Origin of the sequence: Flammeovirga aprica JL-4, from assembly GCF_012844305.1 — a bacterium.
Classification (GTDB): domain Bacteria; phylum Bacteroidota; class Bacteroidia; order Cytophagales; family Flammeovirgaceae; genus Flammeovirga; species Flammeovirga aprica.
Genome location: NZ_JABANE010000048.1, coordinates 1 through 24,222 on the forward strand (window position 1 = coordinate 1; position 24,222 = coordinate 24,222).

General features: G+C 33.4%; 9 protein-coding genes and 1 pseudogene. 5 read left to right on the forward strand and 5 right to left on the reverse strand.

The window, feature by feature from the left end; all coding sequences use genetic code 11:
- Nucleotides 1-547 (reverse strand): annotated as a pseudogene (locus HHU12_RS17450) (IS4-like element ISAba33 family transposase); the annotation flags it as partial.
- Nucleotides 548-957: 410 nt separating this feature from the next.
- On the opposite strand from HHU12_RS17450, the gene HHU12_RS17455 reads away from it, so the two are divergent.
- Nucleotides 958-2,625: a S41 family peptidase gene (locus HHU12_RS17455; protein WP_169658025.1), complete on the forward strand. Its 1,668-nt coding sequence runs from the start codon at nucleotides 958-960 to the stop codon at nucleotides 2,623-2,625.
- 168 nt (nucleotides 2,626-2,793) lie between these two features.
- On the forward strand, nucleotides 2,794-4,074 hold the full coding sequence (locus HHU12_RS17460; protein WP_169658026.1) for an MFS transporter: 1,281 nt from the start codon (nucleotides 2,794-2,796) through the stop codon (nucleotides 4,072-4,074).
- 329 nt (nucleotides 4,075-4,403) lie between these two features.
- On the opposite strand, the gene HHU12_RS17465 is transcribed toward HHU12_RS17460, so the two are convergent.
- Entirely contained in the window at nucleotides 4,404-5,048 is a 645-nt protein-coding gene (locus HHU12_RS17465) for a hypothetical protein (protein ID WP_169658027.1), read from the reverse strand.
- A 368-nt stretch (nucleotides 5,049-5,416) separates the two neighbouring features.
- On the opposite strand from HHU12_RS17465, the gene nadE reads away from it, so the two are divergent.
- The 3 genes from nadE to HHU12_RS17480 all read left to right on the forward strand — a co-directional run bounded on the left by nadE (nucleotide 5,417) and on the right by HHU12_RS17480 (nucleotide 11,797).
- Nucleotides 5,417-7,408 (forward strand): NAD(+) synthase, encoded by a 1,992-nt coding sequence (nadE, locus tag HHU12_RS17470; protein WP_169658050.1) that lies wholly within the window; start codon nucleotides 5,417-5,419, stop codon nucleotides 7,406-7,408.
- 162 nt (nucleotides 7,409-7,570) lie between these two features.
- Nucleotides 7,571-10,843, forward strand: coding sequence for an amidohydrolase family protein (locus HHU12_RS17475; RefSeq protein WP_169658028.1), 3,273 nt, complete (start codon nucleotides 7,571-7,573; stop codon nucleotides 10,841-10,843).
- Nucleotides 10,844-11,488: 645 nt separating this feature from the next.
- Entirely contained in the window at nucleotides 11,489-11,797 is a 309-nt protein-coding gene (locus HHU12_RS17480; RefSeq protein WP_169658029.1) for a hypothetical protein, read from the forward strand.
- Nucleotides 11,798-11,954: 157 nt separating this feature from the next.
- Here HHU12_RS17480 and HHU12_RS17485 read toward each other — a convergent pair whose 3' ends face one another.
- From HHU12_RS17485 to HHU12_RS17495, 3 genes are all read right to left on the reverse strand, one after another.
- Nucleotides 11,955-19,925, reverse strand: coding sequence for a S8 family serine peptidase (locus tag HHU12_RS17485; RefSeq protein ID WP_169658030.1), 7,971 nt, complete (start codon nucleotides 19,923-19,925; stop codon nucleotides 11,955-11,957).
- 371 nt (nucleotides 19,926-20,296) lie between these two features.
- On the reverse strand, nucleotides 20,297-22,192 hold the full coding sequence (locus HHU12_RS17490) for a T9SS type A sorting domain-containing protein (protein ID WP_169658031.1): 1,896 nt from the start codon (nucleotides 22,190-22,192) through the stop codon (nucleotides 20,297-20,299).
- Between the two features lie 213 nt (nucleotides 22,193-22,405).
- Nucleotides 22,406-24,202: a S8 family serine peptidase gene (locus HHU12_RS17495; RefSeq protein WP_169658032.1), complete on the reverse strand. Its 1,797-nt coding sequence runs from the start codon at nucleotides 24,200-24,202 to the stop codon at nucleotides 22,406-22,408.
- Nucleotides 24,203-24,222: the final 20 nt, after the last annotated feature.

A 24,222-nucleotide genomic window follows, 5' to 3' on the forward strand; every position in this document is an offset into this window, starting at 1 on the left:
GATGGCAGTAAAGCGATTGCAATCCTTTTTGACAGAGTAGATTTTTTGCTTGTGTTGTTTTACCATTTTTCAATACTACATAGAAATTCTGGCGAAAACGGATATTGAACTGAATCTTTTTCTCCAAAAGAAAATTCCACCAATGGTATCCAACAAATTCTCTATCAGCTGTCAAATATTCAATTTTTTCGACACCAAATAATTGAATAAAACGTTCCATTAAATCCTTTCGCTCCTCAGTATTAGAGTTACCTCTCTTGTCGCCCAATACGGACCATAGAATTGGGATTCCAACTCCATCATAGATAACAGAAAGGTATAAAAGATTGATATTCAATGACCCAAATTTCCAGTTGGTTCTGTCCATAGACAGTTTATACTTTCCTTTAACAGGAATCATTTTGGAAAGTAATTTCGAAAAGTCCTTCTCATCAAAAGTGACTTCTGCAAAAAAACGCTGAATTCTTCTTAAATGAGAACTTAGGTCTAATTCTTTCGGAAACCCTTGAGCTAATTTATTATAATTTACAGTTTGATTCCTAAGCATTGAAATAATTAGATATGTCAAACAATCTAATCTAGCTTTGTTAATTTTGATCTGTGAATTTATTTTTTCAAACAATTTCGTATATTCGTGTTGACTTTCCACAATTGATAAATTTTGTATGTCGAAATTCAAATTTAATCAATTTCATGGAGAGTCATTTTTTTGTCATATACTTAGAAAATAATAATTAAAAAAAAAGTTGAAATAATGAAGAGCATGTTAATCAGATTTAGCGAGTTGCATTTTTTAACAAACTAATAACATTTTTAAGGTATTACAAATAGAATATTCCGATAAAATTATAATACATTGAGTTTCATAAATAAACACATCACCTTTAGCTAAACTATTGTATCATAACTACATACCCTAAGTTAAAACTGGTGAAATTCAATCTAATTATTTAAATCATGAAACGACTATTAAAAGCTATCATTGTACTCCTACTCAACATTCTCCTCTTTAGCTGTACGGAACAGAAGCTGGATCAAAACGCAAAAATTGAATCCTTCTCTAAAGTTTGGGGATTCTTAAAGTACTACCACCCCGAAGTCGCTAAAGGGAATACAGATTGGGACCAAGAGTACATCACTAAAATTGACATCTTAAAACAGATCCAAACTAAAGAAGAACTCAATGAATTTTACTCCAAATGGATTAATGGTCTTGGAGAAGTTCCTGAATGCACAACTTGCAATGATGATATCCCCGACAGTCTTAAAGTAAATTTAAACCTTGATTGGATCAATAACTCAGCGTTGTTTAATAATGAAGTCAAAAAGCAATTGGATTATATTAGAGCCAACAGAAATCAAGGAGAAAACTACTATGTTTCTACAGACCCGGAAATAGGAAACACATTATTTCCAAATGAGAAAAGGTACGCTGAGTCATCTTACCCTTCCGAAAATATGAGGCTTTTGGCTTTAGCTCGCTATTGGAACATCATTGACTATTTCTTTCCTTACAAATACAAAACAGACGATAACTGGGAAGAGGTATTACCAGCCAATATACCCCACTTTATTGAGGCAAAAGATTCTGTTGAATACCATCTTGCAGTTTTAAAAATGGTCGCCAAAATTAACGATTCTCACGGCTATGTGCTCTTTGACAACTATATCGTAAATCAATTCTGGGGAAATAATTATGTTCCTTTTCTTTTTCACACTTATGAAGATAAAGTCGTAGTGACAGATTATTTAGATGAGAATCTATGTAATAATAATGATATTCAACGAGGTGATATCATAACAGGTATCGATCAACAAAGTATGGAAGATAGAATAAATTATATCGCTGAATACTATGGAGGTTCAAATAAAAACGCTGTTATGAGAGATATGTTACCTTCAATTTTTAATGGAAAATCAGACTCTTTAGACATCACATTTGAAAGAAATGGCAAACAGATGAATAAGAGAATCAAAAGATACAAGTTGGATTCTATAGCGTTTAATATGGATCATGATACAGCAACAGTAAAAGTGCTCAAGGAAGGAATCGTCTATTTCAACATGGATCTTTTGAAAGAAAAAGAAGCACTTTCAATTTTGAAAGAGCATAAGGATGCGAAAGCTATGATTTTTGATGTGAGAAATCATTCTGATGGCGGTGCGATGTATGAAATTGCAAAATTTTTAAACCCAACGAAAAGAGAGTTTGCAAAATTCACCAAGCCTAACTTAAGTTATCCAGGGACTTATACAGTTTTTCAAGATGCGGGCTGTTTTTGTGGAACAGAAAATGAGGACTATTACAAAGGAAAAGTAATTTTACTTTGTAACGCCTATACACAAAGTCACGCAGAATATACCTTAATGGCGTTACAAACTGCCCCTAATGTGACTTTAATTGGAAGTCAAACAGCAGGGACAGATGGTAATATTTCGGAAATACCATTACCAGGAGGAATCACAACTTTGATTTCAGGAATCGGCGTCTTCTACCCTGACGGAAGAGAAACACAAAGAATTGGGATTGTACCAGATATTGAAGTTTACCCAACTCCGGAGGGTTTAAAAGCAAACAAGGATGAAATATTGGATAAAGCTTTAGAGAGCATCAATCAGATTTAGTTTTAGATAAATGAAAAGAGTTAGGAGAAATCTTAGCTCTTTTTTTTAGTTCGATGAGTTGAAATTGGCTAAAATCATACTACTATTCGTTAAATCAGTACCAATTATTTTAAGCTGTAAAAGGGATATTTGTTTGAAGCATGAATTATTTCAACAAACATTTTTTTTATGGCAACGGTAGCGACACAACAGGAACAACAATCCATTTCATTAAAATCAATTCTAGCTGTTTTTTCAGCAGGAGCCTTCTTTTTTTATAGCTTCATACAAATGACGCTTTTTAGTACTGAAGCGATGAAAGGTTTTTTCATGGGCAAATTGGCATTAAGTACAGTTTCAGAATTTGGATCTTTTGCAGGTACTTTTCTTTATGGAACAGTGTTATTATTAATTCCTGTTGGCGTACTTCTTGACAAAGTTTCTGTCAAAAAAGTGGTATTAAGTATGTGTGCCGTTGCTGTGGTTTGTGTTTTTGGAACTGCATTAACTGATAACGTTTTAATTGCCTCTGTCCTACGATTCACACTTGGAATAGCACATTGTGTAGCATTTATGGCTCCTTTCCGATTGGCTCCAAGATGGTTTCCTTCATCAAAATTAGCGTTAATTTCAGGCCTTTTGGTAACATTTGCAGTATTCGGTGGATGGGTTTCAGGGGCTCCTGTTTTAATGCTTTTAGATACATTTGGTGGACAAACAACTATGCTCATCAATGGAGGCATTGGTATTGTTATATTCATCTTGATTGCACTTTTTGTCAAAGACAGCCCTGAAGAGGAAAACGGTAACCAAGAAGACGATAATGGATTATCTCTTATTGAAGGTTTAAAATTAGCTGCTTCAAATTCTCAAAATTGGCTAGCAGGTCTTTATATCGGTTTACTTAATCTTTCTGTTCTTTTATTAGGAGCAGTTTGGGGAACCACTTATCTTAAATTCGTCAATCCAGATTTTTCAGAAGCTACTTCTACTGGTATTATCGGGATGATTTTTATCGGGACTATGATCGGTTCACCTTTGTGCGGTTGGATTTCAGATCAACTACAATCTAGAAAGAAAGCAATGCTAGGTGGAGGAGTCTTATCGTTAGCGATTATGCTATTGATCATGTTCCCTATCTCAACAGGAGCTACCTATTTCTATACTTTATTTTTATTACTAGGAATCATTACTGCCGCACAAACAATCGGCTATCCAGTAATTGGAGAATCCAACAGTGATGAAGTATTAGGAACAGCCAACGGTTTATCCGCAGTAGTTTTAATGGGAATTGGTGCAGTCGGTCAACCATTATTTGGGTGGTTAGTCTCTTATTTTGGAGGACACGAAAATTCAACTCCTGAGGCCTTACAAACCGCTTTCCAAGCTGCAATATGGGTTATGCCTATTGCTTTTGTTTTAGCTTGTATCTGTTCGATTAGCTTAAAAGAAACTTTCAAAAAGGCATAAATCTTTTGAAATAATAGTGATAATTAGAGACATGCATCAAACATGTCTCTTTTTTTGTTTTCGACTTATCATTCAGTATCACGGTTAATTATTTAAAGTCCAAAATTTAACTCTCAGATTATGTAACCCTACACCAATCTTTATTAAAAGGCCATATATATCAGACGATCTAAAATGTATTTTTTGACTAAGAGTTTCTAATCTTTTCACTCCTAAAAATCCTAAATCAACAAGTATATTTATAGAGGTTTTTTTTAATTACAGGGTCATTCTAAATACTTTCATTGTCTACTCTTATTTAATAAGGTATTAACCGTGATAAAGTTTAATTACAAAGTATAAAATTCTTCAAACTGAGGGTTTCTATATCTTTTAATTGTTGAATAAATGTAATACGCAAGAAGAAGTCCACCAATTATCAACACGTTAGTTGAACCAATCATTTCTAGAATATTATACGCTAACTGAGATTTCCTACCTTGCCTTGAACTCGTAAAAGTAAATTCTTCTCCAAATATCAATATATAATGAAAGAAATAAGTTAAAAATGAAATAAGTGTGATTATTAATAAATTTAATGCAACTTTTTTATTTTTCGACTCAAGTCTCTTGTTTGCCTTAAAACCTATCTCATTTACTAAACTAGTCTTTATAAATTCGGATGTTATTACATTATCAAAGTTGATTTTTTTTGTTTTTCGTTTCCCTTCAATATCTGTATAAATCACTTTGAGAACACTTAGGTCTAATTGAATTTCATTAATAGAAGCAAATGAAATTCTGTTTACAGTTTTCATGAAATCCTTTTTAAAATCTTTACATTTTTCAGCTTCTTCTTTCATTAAAGAAAAACTATCATACCCTTTATAAGTTGTAAAATAAATGTATTCATGATCAAAAGTAAAACGACCTTTTTTGTCTTGGTCATAAGGTGTAACCTTTTCGAGAGCTGTTATCTCGTTATAATTATTCATATTAAGAGTTTAATTAATTTGTTGAAGATTGCTTTATATAAAGTACTATTTTATATGTTTGCTTTGTTTTTTATTGAAAGCTAAATTCTCAAACCACATGCCAAAAGCATTGTTTTTAAATATTCATTTTTCAAACCTTTACCACTTAATTTTAAAACCCTTACTTTCCGGTATCATAATAAGTATATATACTGTTTAATCTTAAAGGTAAACACTCCATATATCACTTTTCATTCAATTTATTTTATGTTACTTCTTATTACAATAGGGATATTCTGTTTCTAGACAGATATAGGCAATGGGCTAAACTAGGTTAGATTCGCGTAAAATCGTACATTTGCACAAAATAGAATTACAGATTATTTATGATGAATTTATATAAAGTTGGTGGTGCTGAGCTGAATCAGACTCCATTGGATTGGAACAACAACTTTCAGAATATATTACAGGCAATTACGACTGCCAAAGAAGAAAATGTAAGCATCTTATGCCTTCCTGAATTATGCTTATCGGGTTATGGATGTGAAGATGCTTTTTATTCTCCCAATACAGAACAACAGTCTCTAAAATTGCTAGGTGATTTATTACCTCACACCAAAGACATTGTTATTTCTGTAGGACTTCCATTACGTCATAAAAACAAATTATATAATACTGTTGCTTTGATTGCAGACCAAAAGATTTTGGGTTTTGTAGCCAAGAAACATTTAGCAGGAAATGGCATTCACTATGAACCAAGATGGTTTACTCCTTGGGAAGGTGGTGAAGTTTCTGAAATTAAATTAGATAAATCATACGAGAATACTTTAGGTGCATCTACTTTCCCTATCGGGGATTTATTATTTGATGTGAATGGCATTCGTATTGGTTTTGAGATTTGTGAAGATGCATGGGTAGCTAACCGTCCGGGTCGTTCTCTTTATCAAAATGGAGTTGATATTATCTTAAACCCATCTGCAAGTCACTTTGCTTTTGATAAATTGGACGTTCGTAAGCGTTTTGTTTTGGAAGGTTCAAGGGCGTATGGTGTGGGATACATTTATGCCAATCTTTTAGGAAATGAATCAGGAAGAGCTATTTATGATGGAGGTGTAATGATCGCCTTATCAGGAAATCTTTTGGCGATCAGCAAGCGTTTCTCTTTCAAAAACTGTAAAGTCACAACAGCTACATTTGATTTAGACATTGCTCGTTTAGCTCAAATCCAAAGCCACACTTCTAATACGGGAACTTCCAATATTGAAGTAATCAATTCTAACTTTGCTATTCCTCAAACAGTACCTGAAAAGCATTCTCCTTCTGAAGCTTCTTGGGAACATTCAAAGTATATCAAAGAAGAAGAATTTGGTAGAGCGGTAGCTTTAGGTCTTTTTGATTATATGCGAAAAAGTTATTCAAAAGGATTCGTTGTTTCTCTTTCTGGAGGTGCCGACTCGTCTGCCATCGTGACATTGATTCACTTGATGATTGAGATGGGCGTTGAAGATTTAGGACTAGAAGGGTTTAAAGAAAAATTAGGTTACTTCTCTTCTTTAAAGGACTGCAACTCCATCAAAGAAATTTGTAATAAAGTATTGACTACTGCTTATCAGCCGACTGAAAACAGTGGTGATGTAACATTCAATGCGGCAAAATCATTAGCGGAAGCAGTTGGTGCAACATTCTATAATGTGAATGTCAATCCAATGTTCAAAGGTTATTTAAATGCTATCGAAACGGCAATCGAACGTGAATTGACTTGGGAGCAAGATGATATTACATTACAAAATATTCAAGCGAGGGTACGTGCCCCTTCGGTTTGGATGTTGGCAAATATCAACGGTGCCTTACTCCTTTCTACTTCCAACCGTTCTGAAGCAGCCGTAGGTTACGCAACAATGGATGGTGATACGAGTGGAGGTTTAAGCCCGATTGCTGGCATTGATAAAAATTACTTGAGAAGCTGGTTGAGATGGATGGAAAAAGACGGTTTGGATGGAAAATGGAATATCCCTGCCCTTTCTTTCGTCAATGAACAACAGCCTACTGCTGAACTTCGACCTGCGGATTCTAAACAAACGGATGAAGCGGATTTAATGCCTTATGATGTATTGGAAGAAATTGAGAAATTAGCCATTCGCGATAAGAAATCACCTCAAGAATGCCTTCTATTTGTGCAAGCCAATCATCCTGACACTCCTAGAGAAACGGTTCATCAATGGATTACAAAATTCTTTAGACTATGGAGTAGAAACCAATGGAAACGTGAGCGCTATGCTCCTTCTTTCCACTTGGATGATAAAAACCTAGACCCTAAGACTTGGTGCAGATTCCCTATTTTGAGTGGTGGGTTTGCTTCTGAGCTTTCTGATTTGAAATAAAAAACATCATTTCCTTTTTTAACCAATTCATAGGGAATGTACATTAATACAACAAGGGCAGACACCTGCATTTTTGCATATGGTAAATGCTCAAATTCTGGGCGGGCAGACACATAGGTCTGCCCCTACGGAAACAATTCAATTAACTTCTAATTATTATAAATGAAACTTTTATCGACTAATTTTTTAGTCCTGCTCTTTGCTTTGGCGACTTTCGCTCAAGAAAAAGAAGAGAAATGGGATATTACGAAACCTCAGCGTGAGGTGAAAAGTGTAGACTTCGAGACAGATGAAGGCACATGGATGAATTTGGATATCAGCCCTGACGGAAAAACTATCGTTTTTGATATGTTAGGCGATATTTACTCAATGCCAATTACCGGAGGTGATGCAAAATTACTTCGTGGTGGTTTAGCTTGGGAATCACAACCTAAGTTTTCTCCTGATGGTAAGAAAATAGTTTTCACTTCAGATGCTGGCGGTGGTGACAATATTTGGGTAATGGACAGCGATGCTCAAAATCCTAAGCAAGTCACTAAAGAAAAATTCCGTCTGACCAACAACCCTACATGGAGTGAAGACGGTCAGTATATTATTGCTCGTAAACACTATACTTTCACAAGATCTTTGGGAGCTGGTGCATTATGGATGTATCACATTTCTGGAGGTGAAGGTATCGAATTAGTTCCTCGTAAAAATGAGCAACAGGATATCAACCAACCTGTCGTTTCTGCGGATGGGAAATACATGTATTATGTTGAAGACGTTTACCCAGGTGGTTTCTTCCAATACAACAAAGATCCAAACAGTCAGATTTACATCATTAAGTCTTACAATAGAATTAATGGTGAAATCAAAACGGTAGTTAGTGGTCCTGGCGGTGCGATTGGCCCAATGCCCTCACATGATGGCAAAAAACTTTCTTTTATCAGAAGAGTTCGTGACAAATCTGTATTATTTATCCATGATTTTGAAATGAACAGTCAACGTCCTCTTTTTGATCAACTAGAAAAAGATCAACAAGAAGCATGGGCTATTTTTGGTCCTTCTCCAAAATATGCTTGGACTCCTGATGACAAATATATCGTACTTTGGGGTAAAGGCGGTAAAATCTGGAAAGTAGACGTCGCTACAGGAAAAGGTGAAATCATTCCTTTCAAAGCAAAGGTTCATCAAGAGTTTACAGCTTCATTGCGTTTCAAACAAGAAGTAGCTCCTGAGAACTTTACTGCGAAGGCTCTAAGAAATGTCATTACTTCAAAAGATGGAAAGAAAATCTATTTCCATGCAGCAGGTTACCTTTATGAGAAGAAATTACCAAAAGGAAAACCTGTTCGCTTAACATCACAAAATGATGCTTTTGAATATGAGCCTTCAATCTCTCCCGATGGAAGTAAAATGGTATATGTCACTTGGTCTGATGCTGAAAAAGGTAAGATTCATATTGTAGATTTAAATGGTAAAAATAGTACTACTACATTAGATCTTCCGAAAGGAATATATCGTAGACCTCAATTCTCAAAAGACAATAGCACTATTGTTTTTGTAAAGGAAAGAGGAAATAACCAACAAGGTTTTGCTTACACTAAAGAAACAGGTATTTATACAGTTAATGTCAATGATGTAAATACGCTGAAAAGAGTCGTTGAAGAAGGCGATTTCCCTCAGTTTAATACTACAGGCGATCGTGTATTCTATCAAACCGGCGGATTCTTCTTTGGTAGTTTAAAGAAGGCTTTCAAGAGTGTTGATTTAAACGGCCAAGACAAAAGAGTGCATTTCACGACAAAATATACGAATCAGTTTGTACCTTCTCCTGACAACAAATGGATTGCATTTACAGAATTATTTAAAGTCTACATTGCTCCAATGCCAATGGCAGGTAAAGCAATTGATTTATCGTCTGGTACAAAAGCAATTCCTGTTGCACAAGTTGCTAAAGATGCGGGTTATAATATCCATTGGTCAGGTGATAGTCAAAAATTACATTGGTCATTGGGTAACGAATATTTCACTACATCACTTCAAGAAGTCTTCTCATTTGTAGAAGGTGGAAATGAGAAAGCGGTGGAACCTAAATCTGAAGGTATTGAAATCAACCTTGAGTTGGAAAGTGCAAAACCTTCTACCACTTATGCTTTAACCAATGCAAGAGTGATCACGGTAAATGCCAAAGATGAGGTCTTGGAAAATGCGACTGTAGTTGTTAAAGAAAATAGAATAGTAGCTATTGGAACTGATTTACAAATCCCATCAGGAGCTAAAGTGATTGACTGCAAAGGAAAAACAATTATGCCGGGTATTGTGGATGCTCACGCTCACTTGGGTGCTTTCCGTTTAGGAATGAGTGCACAGCAAAACTGGCCTTATTATGCGAACCTTGCTTATGGTGTCACTACAACGCACGACCCTTCTGCTAACTCTGAAATGGTATTCAACCAATCGGAGATGGTGAGAACAGGTACGATGGTTGGTCCTAGAATTTACTCAACTGGTGTAATTCTTTATGGTGCAGACGGTGACTTCAAAGCCAATATCAATTCATTAGAGGATGCTCGTTCGGCGATCAGAAGAACAAAAGCTTGGGGTGCTATTTCTGTAAAGTCTTACAATCAACCAAGACGTGAGCAAAGACAACAAGTGATCAAAGCCGCAGAAGAAGAAGGAATCATGGTAGTTCCAGAAGGCGGTTCTACTTTCTATCATAACATGACGATGATTTTAGATGGTCACACAGGTGTAGAACACAATATTCCAATCACTCCTGTTTTCAATGATGTTCAAAACCTTTGGGCAAAAACTGAAGTAGGCTACACTCCTACTTTGATTGTAAACTATGGCGGTATCAATGGCGAATATTATTGGTACCAACATACGAACGTTTGGGAGAAAGAAAGATTATTGAACTTCACTCCTCGAGCAATTATTGACAGCCGATCAAGACACAGAACGATGGTTCCAGAAAGCGAATACAAAATTGGTCATATCGCTACTTCTGAATCTGCAAAAATGTTATCGGATAAAGGTGTGAAAGTAAACCTTGGTGCGCACGGTCAAATTCAAGGTATTGGTGCTCATTGGGAACTTTGGATGTTGGCACAAGGTGGAATGTCTCCATTAGAAGCTATCCGTTCTGCTACATATAATGGTGCTCATTATTTAGGTTTAGATGGAGATATTGGTTCTTTAGAAGAAGGAAAATTGGCTGACCTTATTATCATGGATAAAAACCCATTGGAAGATATCTATAATTCTGAATTCATCGACAAGGTAATGATCAACGGAGAGCTTTATGATGCTGAAACAATGCATAATGTAAATGGCGAGGAACGTCAAAAGTTCTATTGGGAAGAAGAAAGCTATAATGCTTCTTTTCCTTGGCATGAAGCCTCACAAGGTTTTACAGTTCCGAAATGCGGATGTAGTCTGCATTAAGAAATAATTCTTTTTGACACTAAAAAGGTAAAAGTGAAATCCTAAACTATTTCATTTTTACCTTTTTTCTTGTCATTACTAATCTATTTTTTTGTAGTTCATAAAAAGTTAAACCACCAACAAAGTTGGTGGCCTAGAAATCCAATTCAAATAATTTAATTACGTTTTATTATTAGACTCACATAACATTGATTTTACACCACTACCTATTGTGAATAAATATCAATATTATCCAATTCATAAAAGTGATGATTTTTTCGAAATCATTTGCAACATTTATCTTATTGAAGTATTGAAAAATTGCGATTTCAAATCTTCTAATAAATTCATTAAAGATTGAAAAAAACAGATGCTTGAAATCATTTCTAGCAAAAGAAATTTACATATTATTAACAAGGTTATATGGTGGCAATACCAATTAAAAAGAATCTAATTATTGAAGCTATCAATTATTTACAGTACTTGAACTATTCAAAATAGTATTTAATTGAGATGTATTTAGAGCATGTTTTTAATGTCTCTTATAGTAAAATTCATCCTTTCAGAACATGAGTGTATTAATTTCACCAACTTTAGAACCACTATTTTCTCTAAAATATACCTTCCAAACATGTCCTTAATTATAAATAAAATTGAGCTTATAAAATGATTGAATTAATTGATGAATTACAAAAATCTTCGAGGTTAGATATAGAAAAAGTTTCCAAGTCTTTTGACAAAATTCAACTTGTTGAATACAATGAAATCAAAGGTGGGATGATGGCACAATTAATATGGAAAGATAAAAAGGCTGACAAAGGATATATCTTTGAATATCCCAATGGGGATATTGACGAATTTGAATGCTTTGTTCACATACCGTTTCCTTCAGAAAATCCCAAAAAACCAATTTTCAAGCACCTCTACAATATTACAACCAACAGTAATTTAAAGATAATTGTAATTGGGGGATGATTAAAATTATTATCCTAGACTGGCATATTTTATTCCAAGTCATCATCCAGACTATTACATAAACAATCCCTTCATTCAATGAAGGCGTATCCAAACAAAAAAAGATCGAGCAATAGCCCGACCCTTTTTTTATCCATTCATTTCAAACTTTAGTTAATTATTTTATGACCAGCTTTTTACTAAATGTTTTACCGGATTGTTTTATCAAAATAAAATAAGTTCCACTTTTTAGTTTTTGCGTTGAAATCATTGCTTTCTGATGTCCCTCTCCATGATTTAATTTATCTCCAACAATAGTAAACAACGACCAACTAAAGTCACCTTCTGCTTCAAGAATAAATGAAGAAGACATTTTTGAAGGATTAGGATAGATTCTACAATTCCCATTATCTATATGTATAGAAGTGATTTCCCTTCTCTTAATAACAACTTCATAAATCTTTTCAGACAAATCTTCCGCTACTACAGTGAGTTTTTCAAGTGTTGTAAAATCAATTGCAGTGACATTAGACTCTACATTGACCTCATCTACATACAACTCTGCAAGTTCAGATACTTCAAAGTTTACTTTTAATGATGAAATATCATCCACAGCTGAAAAATCAAAAGTAATTGTCTGACCTTCTATTTCTCCTATTATAATATCATCAAGACCATCATTGTGCTCAGGTAATACCTCTAAATAAACAAGTTCTGAATCACTACTTTTAAATAGTTTAAAATTGAAAGAATAATCCTGCAACCTGCCATTTTCTGCTTGAACCTGAATTGTATTGATTAGAGTAAAATCAATTAAGTCTCCTACTTGTACTACTTTATCATTAATGAGAAGTGATGCTCCTTCGGATACCTCAAAATGAGAATGTACATTAAGGTCTTCCAGATCAGATAAGTCTGCTGAAATTGATGAATTTTCAATTGTGAGGCTATAGTCTTCTTCTACATTAGAATTTAACTCCGATGGAATTTCCCAGATTAATAATTCAGCTTCATCGTTTAAAATCTCTTTTTCAATGACAATTACTTGATAAATCGATTCAGAAAGGTCTTCAGCTATTACCTTTAGCTCCTTTAAATCAGTAAAATCAACATTCGTAATATTTGATTTTAAGCTGACTTCATTTACATACAACTCTGCAAGATCAGATACTTCGAAGTTAGCTTTTAATGATGAAACATCATCCACAGCTGAAAAATCAAAAGTAATAATCTGTCCTTCTATTTCCCCTATTATGACTTCATCAATCCCTTCATTATACTCAGGTAAAACCTCTATATAAAGAAGCTCAGCATCACTACTTTTATGGAGTTTAAAGTTGAAAGAGTAATTTGTAATACTTCCATTTTCTGCTTGTACATAAATTGTTTCTATTAAAGAGAAATTTACTTTTTCATTATTTTGAATTTCTTGGCCATTAATAAATAATTTTGCATTTTCAGACACCTCAAATTGAGTATATAAATTTTGATCTACCAAGTGAGAAAGATCTACCACTAATAATGAATCATCTATTACAATATCTATTTTCTCAACAATTTCTTCATTCAATTCGGCACTGATATTCCAATTCAACAATTTTGATTCACCACTATATTCATGTTTTGTTTCAACAGAATATTCATTTTTTATATTACCATCCTCTGAAACAATTGTCAATTTTTTGAGTTCATAAAAATTAAAAGGAACTTCACCTGAGTGATAAGAATCTCCCTTAAATTCGAGTTTTGCTCCTTTACTCAAGCTAAAAGAAGGAATCAAATTATCTTGCTTATCAACTCCTGCTAAATTGATAAAAATAGATTGATCACTTATCTCCGCTGAATACTTTTCATAAAGATGACTGTTATGTTTTGGAGTAACATCAAAACTGAATAATTCTGCTTCAGAGCTCTTTTCTTGGTTTACTTTTACAACGTATACTTTTTCCTCATTTAGTATCTCATCATAAACATGGTAAACTAGATTATCCGATAAATCAATTTTATTCTGTCCACTCTCTTGCTTTTGATTATTCAAATAAACCTCTGCTGATTCACTTATTTCAAACACTGGTATCAACGATGAAATATCAACTCCTTTTGGAACATTCAATGTTATTGTCTCATTTTCTATTACTCCAATAATATCTTCAGAAAGGCCTAAATTATCTCTAGCTAATAGATTATAACTTTTAAAATCCACACCTGGATCTACAAAAACATAATTAAAATCCCATAAGCTACTATTGTTGAACTTATTAAAAGTAACTAATTGTCCTGTTTTAAGGTCTTCTAGATTTATAGTTTTACCCCAATCTAATTTACCTGCTGAGGAGTAACTTGCCATAAAACCACCATTGGTTGCCTTAGCAAAAACCTCGATATTGGATATATCAGTTCCTTTTTTCAAATATGTTGTAATGGTTTGGTATTCATCATAAATATCACCTTCAATGGGATCAATTCCCTCTATTTCTTTTCTTCGGCTTCTATCATTGATTACAGTTTTTATTTCTCCCTCTAAATGAAACGATAGTAAACCTGCTTTTTGGAATAAGTAATTCTTCTTAATAGAAGAAGTCATACCAACAATTTGCCTGCTCTCAATTTCTGAATATTCATGTAATTCAATTAATCTTCTCTCCTGAAAATCATATCTATAGAATACATTTCTAAGTTCCGAAGGAGACTCTGCATGATTTGCATGGATATATAACTGTCCATTATCCCTATCAAATGAAAGACCCTGGCTATAAACTAGTTTTTCTTCAAATTTTTGAATTAACTCCATCTCGCCATTTGAAATGTCTAATGTTTGTAATTCATTTCTACCTCCATCAAGAATAAAACATGTGCCGTCTAAATCAAAAGTAACACCAGCAATCCGACCATTAGGTAATAAATTGATGTTTGTAACAAAAGTAGCTTCTGCCGTTTGGAGATTAAGGCTATACAATGTGAACACAGCTCCAATTCTTCCAAAACCATATAATTGATCCGTATGAACATCATATGCAATCTCAAAAATCCCCAAAGATTCAAATTTATCAGGGTCGATAGTGATAGGAGTAACAATACCTGATGATTCAGAAACTTTATACAGAGAACTTTGCGTTAAATAGCTTGTTTTGCTTAATGCAAATAAATTCCCTTCAGGACTTAAGTTTGCCTTATTATTTAAATTAAAAACAAAAGCGGTACTTGAAAACGATGGAGTATCGTAGTTGTAAGACGTTAATTTATCTCTTGATTCTAAATTTTCTTTAGTCCAACGGTATATAAAATAACCATCAGCACCATACATAAAATCTTGACTTTCTATCACCTTGAACTTATGGGTTTTGATGTTATTTCGGCTAATTTTATCTTCAGGATGAAAAACTTCTGCTCTAATCGTGTATGTACTTTCCAATCCATAGCTATTCAAAACATTTGCTGGTATTTGGAAGTTTTTCTCTTCAAAGAAATTTTCAATCTTAAACTGTTTTACTGTATCAGTGTAAACTACCACTTCATTTTCAGACAGTACGTCCATTATTATATCAACCGTTTCTGAACGATGTATAAACTCCATCACCCCTATTTTTACATCCAAACGTGTATTTTTAGGTATTACACTTTTGGTATCAATATAATCCAAAGCAATATCATGATTAAAAGGTTCTCCCATCAAGTTGATTCTGAAATCTTGAGCTGTTTCCTGTCCTAAAAATGAATCCGAAACAAGAGATATTCTTAATTTTTTAATACCAGTATCTCCTCCTATTTTTTCAGGTTTTAAATATCCATAATACCTATGTTCATATGATGGGTCTTTAAATAGTCTAAACTTTTCCTCGTAAGAAAAATAATCATCTCCATCCCAATCTACATAGGCAACTGGGTTTGCTGCTCCTGCTATTGGGCCCGCTAATATTATCTCAATCTCCTTTTCCTCTCCATAAGTATAGTCAAATACTTTGTCTTCAAAATCCTGATAACCATATTGATTATTGTAATAAGTATGATCTGGTTTCCCATCATTTTCATTGAAATAGTGATCCCCAATACTGATTTTAGAGACATACATATCTGGTAATGTTTCTGGTTGGTGTTTATTCTCAACTTTCCATTCCAATTCATTTATGTTATTTGAAAGGTCATCATCATCTATCACCAATTCAACTTTTAATGTAAGCTCTTCATGTGGTTTAAAATGAGGAAGGCGTTTTAAAAACATTACATCCCCATAGGAAGAAGGTGATATTGGATATGTGAATTCCTCTTCAGAGTAAAGCTGATTATTTATGTAATACCTCATTTGGTATTTATCAAGTACTTCTGTACCATTATTGGCTATCCTACAAAACAATGGGTAATCTTTCTCTTTGATCGAATGGTATTTATAGAGATCTCCAGGAGAATAGATATTGGCTACTGCAAGATCATATTCTAAAGTTTTATCCGTCTCTTTAGCTATAAACTCATACCCTCCATGCTGGTTTTCATTATTATTACCGATAAATATGAATGTTAATGCACCAGTGGTTTTTAAGCTAGTGATTACCTCTTTGTCCATAGACCCTTTGGTATATGTTTTAACAATAAAATCTCTTTCAAATGAATAAACCTTACCATCTAATATGAAGACTGTATCACCTTCAGCAAGATCCAATTCTTTTAATTCTAATTGTATTCTTTTCGAAGGATCATTTGCTTCTAAAACAATTCCAAAAGCTTGAAATGAAGAATATGGGTATATTCTACCTCCATTATCTGTTATTGTTAGCTCTCCATCTATTGTATTTGGAAATAAAATTTCACCATATTGTTTTGCTCCAGCTCTAAAATAATTATCATATCTATCAATACCTTGATGTTGACTTTCGTTAAAAAAATTTTCACCTTCAACCTTATATCTTACAATATATCTTTCATCATTATCCGTCAGTAATAAAGGTGTCTTGAATTCGTAAACTAAACCACTATAAGGTAAAGCTAATCCCTGATATTCTTCTTCAACATTTTGAACCACCTCACCTTTTGTATTCAAAACTGTAAAGGATAAGTGAGGTTTCTTTATTTCTTTACTGGATGTATTAATAAAATTTACTTTCACTTTCTCTTCCAAGGATCCAGATCCAGACATTGGTGTACTCCAGCTTACTAAATCGATGAATTCACTTTCTTCAGCATTCCTAAACTCTACATTATCTACTTTTATCTCAGAGCCCGTCAGATCACTTGAACTTAAGGCCCGAGCAGATCTTAATACACCTTGAAAAGATATTTTAATTTTTTGACCTTTATAATCACTCAAATCATAATACAAATGAGAAGTTGTTATTTTCGGCTGAGCATTGGAATTAAATTCACCCCAAGCATAAGGGTCATAATAGATTTGTTTCTTTTGGTAAGTAATACCAAAAGCATCTTGCTGAGGTTCCTCATTAATATTCAACCTGAAAAAGGCAGCATTATCAGCACTAGTTGGGATAGCTAAATCAAATTCTAATGCAGGGAAAGTGATATCAGATGGAATTTCTATCTCAATCTCTCCTGATGCTATAAAATCAGGGTTAAGTTGAAATAAATCTTCTGCAGCTTCATCTGATTCTTTATGAAAATCTGTATTCTTCCAATTAGCATTATTAAAAGGTAATTTACCTGTCAATAATAATACATTACTATTATATACTTCTCTATCTTCACTTCCATAAAATGCAGAAGCATATTTTCCATCGATTTCAGAAACAAATAAATTTTCAGTTTCAAAATCTATTGATAACGGCCAGTTTTCTGAAGAGGTTATTAAATTTGAATGTTGTATTTGTACCGCTTTTGATCTCTTTCCAATTGTATTATCACTTACAGCTCTAACGGCATACCAACCGTTTCTATCATATCCATAAATTTCAGTTGAAATATTATTTGAGGTCACTTTTTCAATCACTTCATATTTTTCACCTGTATATTTGAGTACCTCATAATAATTTGCTCCACTTATTATATTCCAAGACAATACAGCATAATTTCCATGATCCACAACACTTGGAGTTTCAGGTCTTCCAATAAAATTAACCCTAACATCTTTGGTATTATTCGCTTGAATAAGTCGGATAACAGCCTTATCATTATAAGCATTTGGAATTGAAATCACCGCTTCCAGGCTACCTGCTTGTACAGTGGTTACTTTTTCAAATGATGTTCCATCCTCTGACAAATAAATATCTGTTTCATTGTTCATATCAACGGAATTCCATCTTATAAGTGTATTAGCTCCAGCAACAAGTGTTTCGTTTTCTAATGGATAAATAAACTCAAAATCATTTTTACTAACGGTGTGATTAACAAAAAATTCCTGTGGACCCATTGGTACTCTGTATCCTTTCACTTTAATAGTATACTTGCCTGGTTTTGGTTTCTTTATGACAACCTGTTCTATGTTGTTTATACTATCCTTACCTGCTTTTGCCGTAAAATCTGGATTATAGATATCTAAAACTAAAGGCTGGTATAACTCTCCATTATAAAAAACCTCTAAGTCAAGATCATTAATTAAGGTTGCATTTACTGTTGGATAACTTTCTGGATCTAACCAAGTCAACATCACTTTCAACTCCAATTGATTTCCTGGAACTATAAAATCAAATGATACCTCATCTCCATTTTCTACTTCCCCAGAAAAAAACTTTTTTTGTTCTAGGATAGAAATTGCCTTTTCTATATTTAGTTCTCCAAAACCACTATAATAATCAGGACCTTCTTTGTATAAATCATTTGCAGAGTTACATATCAACCCTTTTAATAAGGCAGATTTAGGAGAATGTCCAAACTCTGTAAAATACTGCTCACTCAAAAGTGCAGCTGCACCTGACACAGCCGGGCATGACATTGATGTACCAGACAAATAAGTATAGTCATCATAAAAGCTTAATGAAAGTACATCAGTTCCATGAGCTGCGACATGAGGAACTAAAATTCCATTGTGACCAGGACCAAAACTACTGGTAAAATGTAAATCCCTGCCAATAGAAATATTGGCAACAGATATAATATTTTTTGCTGAATTTGCAGTTGTGTGATACACTCCTAAATGCCCTCTATTATTACCTGCAGCAAATACGTGTAATAAATCGGGGTGATCATTCGCCACCTTATCCAGACCATATTCAAAATCACCATATGGATATTTAATACCTAGTGAATTATAGATTCCATAGGAGTTCTGCGTTATTGTAATATTATTCTCTATTGCTGATAACGCCATTTCTTGATATTCCATCAGTCCATTACTTCCTACATTAAAATTCCATGTATTAAACGTTGTATGAGGTGCAAACCCTTCAGCATATTGATCTATTACTCCCGCACCACCAACTATACCCGTAACATGCATACCATGATAAGTTGTATTTAGTTCTGCCTCTAATACATTCACTCTATTTCCTAAATCTATATGTGTATCAACATCTGCATCCCACACACCAATACTAACACCTTTACCAGAAAGTGAGCTCCCCCTTTTTCTTTCTGAATAAAGCAACCCTGATATTTTTTGCCCATTGAAGTCTTCTATTCTTCTTTCTGGAGAAGGTGGAAGAATATTCGTAACCCACGATATGTCTTTTATTTTTGGAAGGTTTTCTATCTGTGTTACTACTTCATACATATTAAAACCTTCAACAGGTTTTATATTACTAATATGAAGAGCATTAAATGCATCAAATACTTTTCTCTCTGGAAAATCATCAACAACATGCACTATTACTTTTACATTTACACCGTTCTCTTTAAGCTGTTCAGGTATAGTATCTTTAAGATAAACACTAGAAATTTTATTCAAGTACTTCGATTCAAATACAGACCTAAGTTTTTCATTAGTTGCTGTTTGATAAGAAATACTTTTTGTTATACATGCATAATATGCATTTGATCCTATATAATTTTTTAAATCTATTCCCTCTTCTTTTAACCTTTGTCTATCTTTTGATGAAGGAAGGGTTTTAAACTGAATCACTTTATATTCAGTTGTATTTTCTTGAGATTGATAGCTATTTATTTTATTATCACCTAACGATTCTATATTATACGCAGGAAGGTAGCCCACTCCATTTATTTTAATAGTGAATTCTGATGAAGTTTGACTATACGAGAGAGTTCTTAACATAACTAGGATATAGAATCCCACTATGACTTTTAAAAGATTGAAGTTCATAATAATAATTAGTTTTAAAAAATGACGAAGTTTGGAGCTATATTATCTTCAAGATCTAAGTAAATACCAGGACAGAAGTATCTAGACAGTTGTGCATTTATTATCAAATGGTTGAGTGTTAATTTGATTATTTTCTTCTATTGATAGCATAACTTACTTTCATTTTATTAATAGTTGATTTAAGGCTATTGCTTGCACTCTAATAATTTAAAACAAATATCAAATCCTATTCATGTAGGTTTATCAAAAATGGGCATTCTTAAAATTAAGAATGCCACATTTTCGCTACAAACTAGAGAAATAGTAATTTGGGTATTCGGGTTTCACTGTTTTAAAAAATTGAATTTATAGAGCATATACGGACTTTTAACTTTTAATATATAAATACCTGGTTGAAGATCGCTTACATTTACTTTTGAAGGATTGATGATATTTTGTTCTAACTCTATTTCTCCTGTTGAATTATAAATTCCCAAAGAATATTCTCCGTCAGGAAGATCTATGTTCAAATAATCTTTAGTTGGATTGGGATAAACAAGAATATCTGATGCTGTATAAGATTGAATTGAAAGGTTATTAGCTGTTCTTGAGTTATCTAAAATGAAATTCCATTTCTGATTATCATTATCTAGATTTTTACTCCAAATATGTAATTTATTATCGTCGGGCCTTACATCAAGTGCTTGAGATGTACAATGAACAGGCACTATGTTGTATGAATTACCATTTGCTTCAATCCTCCATCTTTGGTGATTAGCTGATGCCTGTGAATAAGTAGAAACAAGTGCACCGTTATTACATTGTGCATTTGGCACTTCCAGATACTTATCTCCATCCCAAGTCGCATATAATTTTATGGTATAAATATCATCATACAAATGATCAATTGTCCATCTTTGATCGTTGTAATTATCTGGAATGACATCAACAGCATCCCAGTTAGCCCAATTGGTTGCACCTAAATTATAACCATTTGCAATAGATCGAATTTCATAAGTCCCATTTGGTAAAATTGGACCTGATTTTACTACTACATTAGAAACAGTTTCATTATCAATATTTTGAGTCCAATCAGTACCAACGGGCCTTATACTCACCTTCCAAGAATAATCATTACCTTCAACGGGAAGATTATTTAAATTTAAAGTAAGTTTTTTTATTCCTGACCCAGCAACAACTGTTTCTTTTGCAGACGCTAGCCAGCTATTTCCTGACCACATTTCTACAACTATATCTCTGCTTGTGTTTGCATAATAACTCACTTCTACGTCATAAGTATTCTTTGGAGTTATAGTCATAGGTGGATTATATAAACTAACCGTTTCGGTACTAGAATCTGATAACTTCCAAGTTCTTACCCAATCATACTTTGTGGTTCTATCTTCCCAGCTTCCGTTCATACCACCATCACTTGGAGTAGGATTCCAATCATATGTTTCGGTGACAAGCTTAATATACATATCAATATCAAAAGGTGCTGCTGGAGTTACAGTATATTGATAAACTCCATCTAGGTAAAAAAGAATTTCATCAGCACTTTTCCACCATGCACCGTAAACATGATAATCATCATACACTTTCCCACTCATTTTGGTATTATTCCCATTTGATCCTTGTGGTTCCCCACAAGATACATTCCGGCTATGTGTATTTGAGTGCATGGATTGGTCAAAACCTTGTGTCCATGATGCTGTAGAATTTACATAGCCTACACACTCTTGAATATCTAACTCTGTTACACGTTTATCACAACCAGCACCTTCATTTTTATAATTAATCAGCCAAAAAGTAGATGACAAAAAAGTTTTATTTGCCTTCATTCTACATTCTATAAAATCACCTACAGTCACTTTATTCTGAGAAATTACATGACCACATGCATGCGTAAATGTTGTACCATTTACTATTTCAGGAGATGATAATTTATAATTAGTAATACATAGGTTGCCAGAATTTATACTCACAGTATTCTCTTTAAACAATCCGGGGGCTCTCCCCACCCATCTTGTCGGGTCTGTATTTTTCCATTTAGAAGAATTCAAACTAGAACTGGAAAAATCATCTGAAAGGTTTTCTCTTTTCTCCCAAGTTTTCCCTGCAGGAATTGGGTCATTTCCTTGTTGAAAATAAGGTTGTGAATAACTCGAAAATGAAATAAATAAAAGAAATAATATACTATAAAAAAAAGAACATTTCATATTCATAATAATCGTTTTCATTGGATTTTTGAGTAGATATAAAACCTATTTTTAAAAGATAATTGGTTATTTTAAGCCTAGAGTAAATAATACACATTAATAAAAAGAAAATTAAATTATAAATAAAAATAACAAATATTCAATGGCAAAATTGAAATTATATTACAAATAATGCAACTATTACCCTAGACTTTGAAATAAAAATTCAACTAAATTACATACATTTACTTTAAATTATTCAACAAGTATTTTCTTTAAAATAGACTTCCCTTTTTTGTCAATTATTTTAATAAAATACAATCCTTTTTTGTAATCGGACACAGATATTTCCGATACTTTACTATTGACTTTATGGCTTGTTACTAACTGACCATTTGTGGAATATATTCGAATTTCACCATCCAAATATTCCTCACTGTATATCTTAAATTCAGAACTAGCAGGATTGGGATATACTGTTAATTCAATCTCATCTTCTACACTGCTGTTATTTTTTCTAAAACTAGATGAATCATTTGACGAACTTAAAAAGTCTAATGCTTTCTGGGCATCTATCAGACCTGAACCCAATCTATTTTCATAACCAGGGTTATATTGATCAATGTTATTAGCACCATATCTCAAACTAAATTCCAATTCTAGTGGAGTTATATGATGTTTGTACTTTGAAAGTACTAATGCTGCTACACCTACAACATGAGGCGCTGCCATTGAGGTGCCACCTGCGTAACCATAACTAGAATTAGGCATAGTAGATAATACAGCAGTAGTATCACCAATGAAAATCCCATGACCACCAGGAGCAGATAAATCTACCCAAGAACTATAGGTTGAATAATCTGCCTTTTTACTATCCGCACCAATACTCGTTACAGCCAATACATTTATATAACACGCTGGCCACATGACTACGTCTGCACCATCATTTCCTGTACAAAATACTACTAAGCCTCCTTTCATTGGACTCCCTGCATAGTTACCGGCTTCGATAATAAAATAATTTATAGCATCTATAGTAGATTGTTCATACAAGTCTGGCACTCCAAAAGTCCATGAGTTTTGAGAAATTACAGCACCATTATCAGCGGCATAAACATATGACATTCCTACATTAAAACTATCTAACCAATCAAGTGTCATCATCTTCACTCCTGTTCCATTGCTGCCCCCTGCTATACCTGACACTCCAATTCCGTTATCATTTTCAGCTCCAATGATCCCTGCAATGTGTGTTGCATGAAAATGAGGAATAACACCTGACGAATCTTCCCTAAAATTCCATCCATTTACATCATCAATATACCCATTACCATCATCATCTACTCCTGGTGTCCCATTCAATTCAGCTTCATTTACCCAGATATTATTCTGAAGATCAGGATGATTAACATCAACTCCATAATCATGGATTGAAACGATTATATCAGATGCATTTTGTTGTATATCCCACCCTGCATACATGTTTATGTCGGCAGGACTTGGAGAAATTCCTAACTGTCCAGTATTATGAAAATTCCATTGTTGACCTAGAAAAGGGTCATTAAAGTAGTTATTATTGCTCATTGAAAAAGTCTTTATCTCCTTATCAGTAAGCATTTTATAATCTCCATCATTAGTAAGCTTTTTTTCATAAAAGCCTTCAACAATATCAAAAATTGATAACGCTGAAAACTCCTCTATAAGATTAAGGATAGTTGAACTTTCATCAACATCCAAGGTGTACCAAAGATGTAAACCATGCTTTTTATGCTTATTTTCTAATGATGCATTGGTACTTCTGGGAAAAAGTCTCTTTAAATTTCGACCTTTATGTTTAGTGATTTTGCTTCTTAGTTGTTCTCTTTTTTCTACATCTAAGGATTGTAATAAAAGATCAAGTTTACTTGTTGATTCATTTTGCCCCGCAATAAGTTCTGTTTTGAGTTTGAACTTCAAAATACCTTTCCTGACTCCATTTTCAAAAACCGCATTTTGAGCTGATAAATGAAAAGTAAATAATGAAAGGAATAAAAAAAATAAAGAATTTTTCATACAGTTTTTGGTTTTGATAA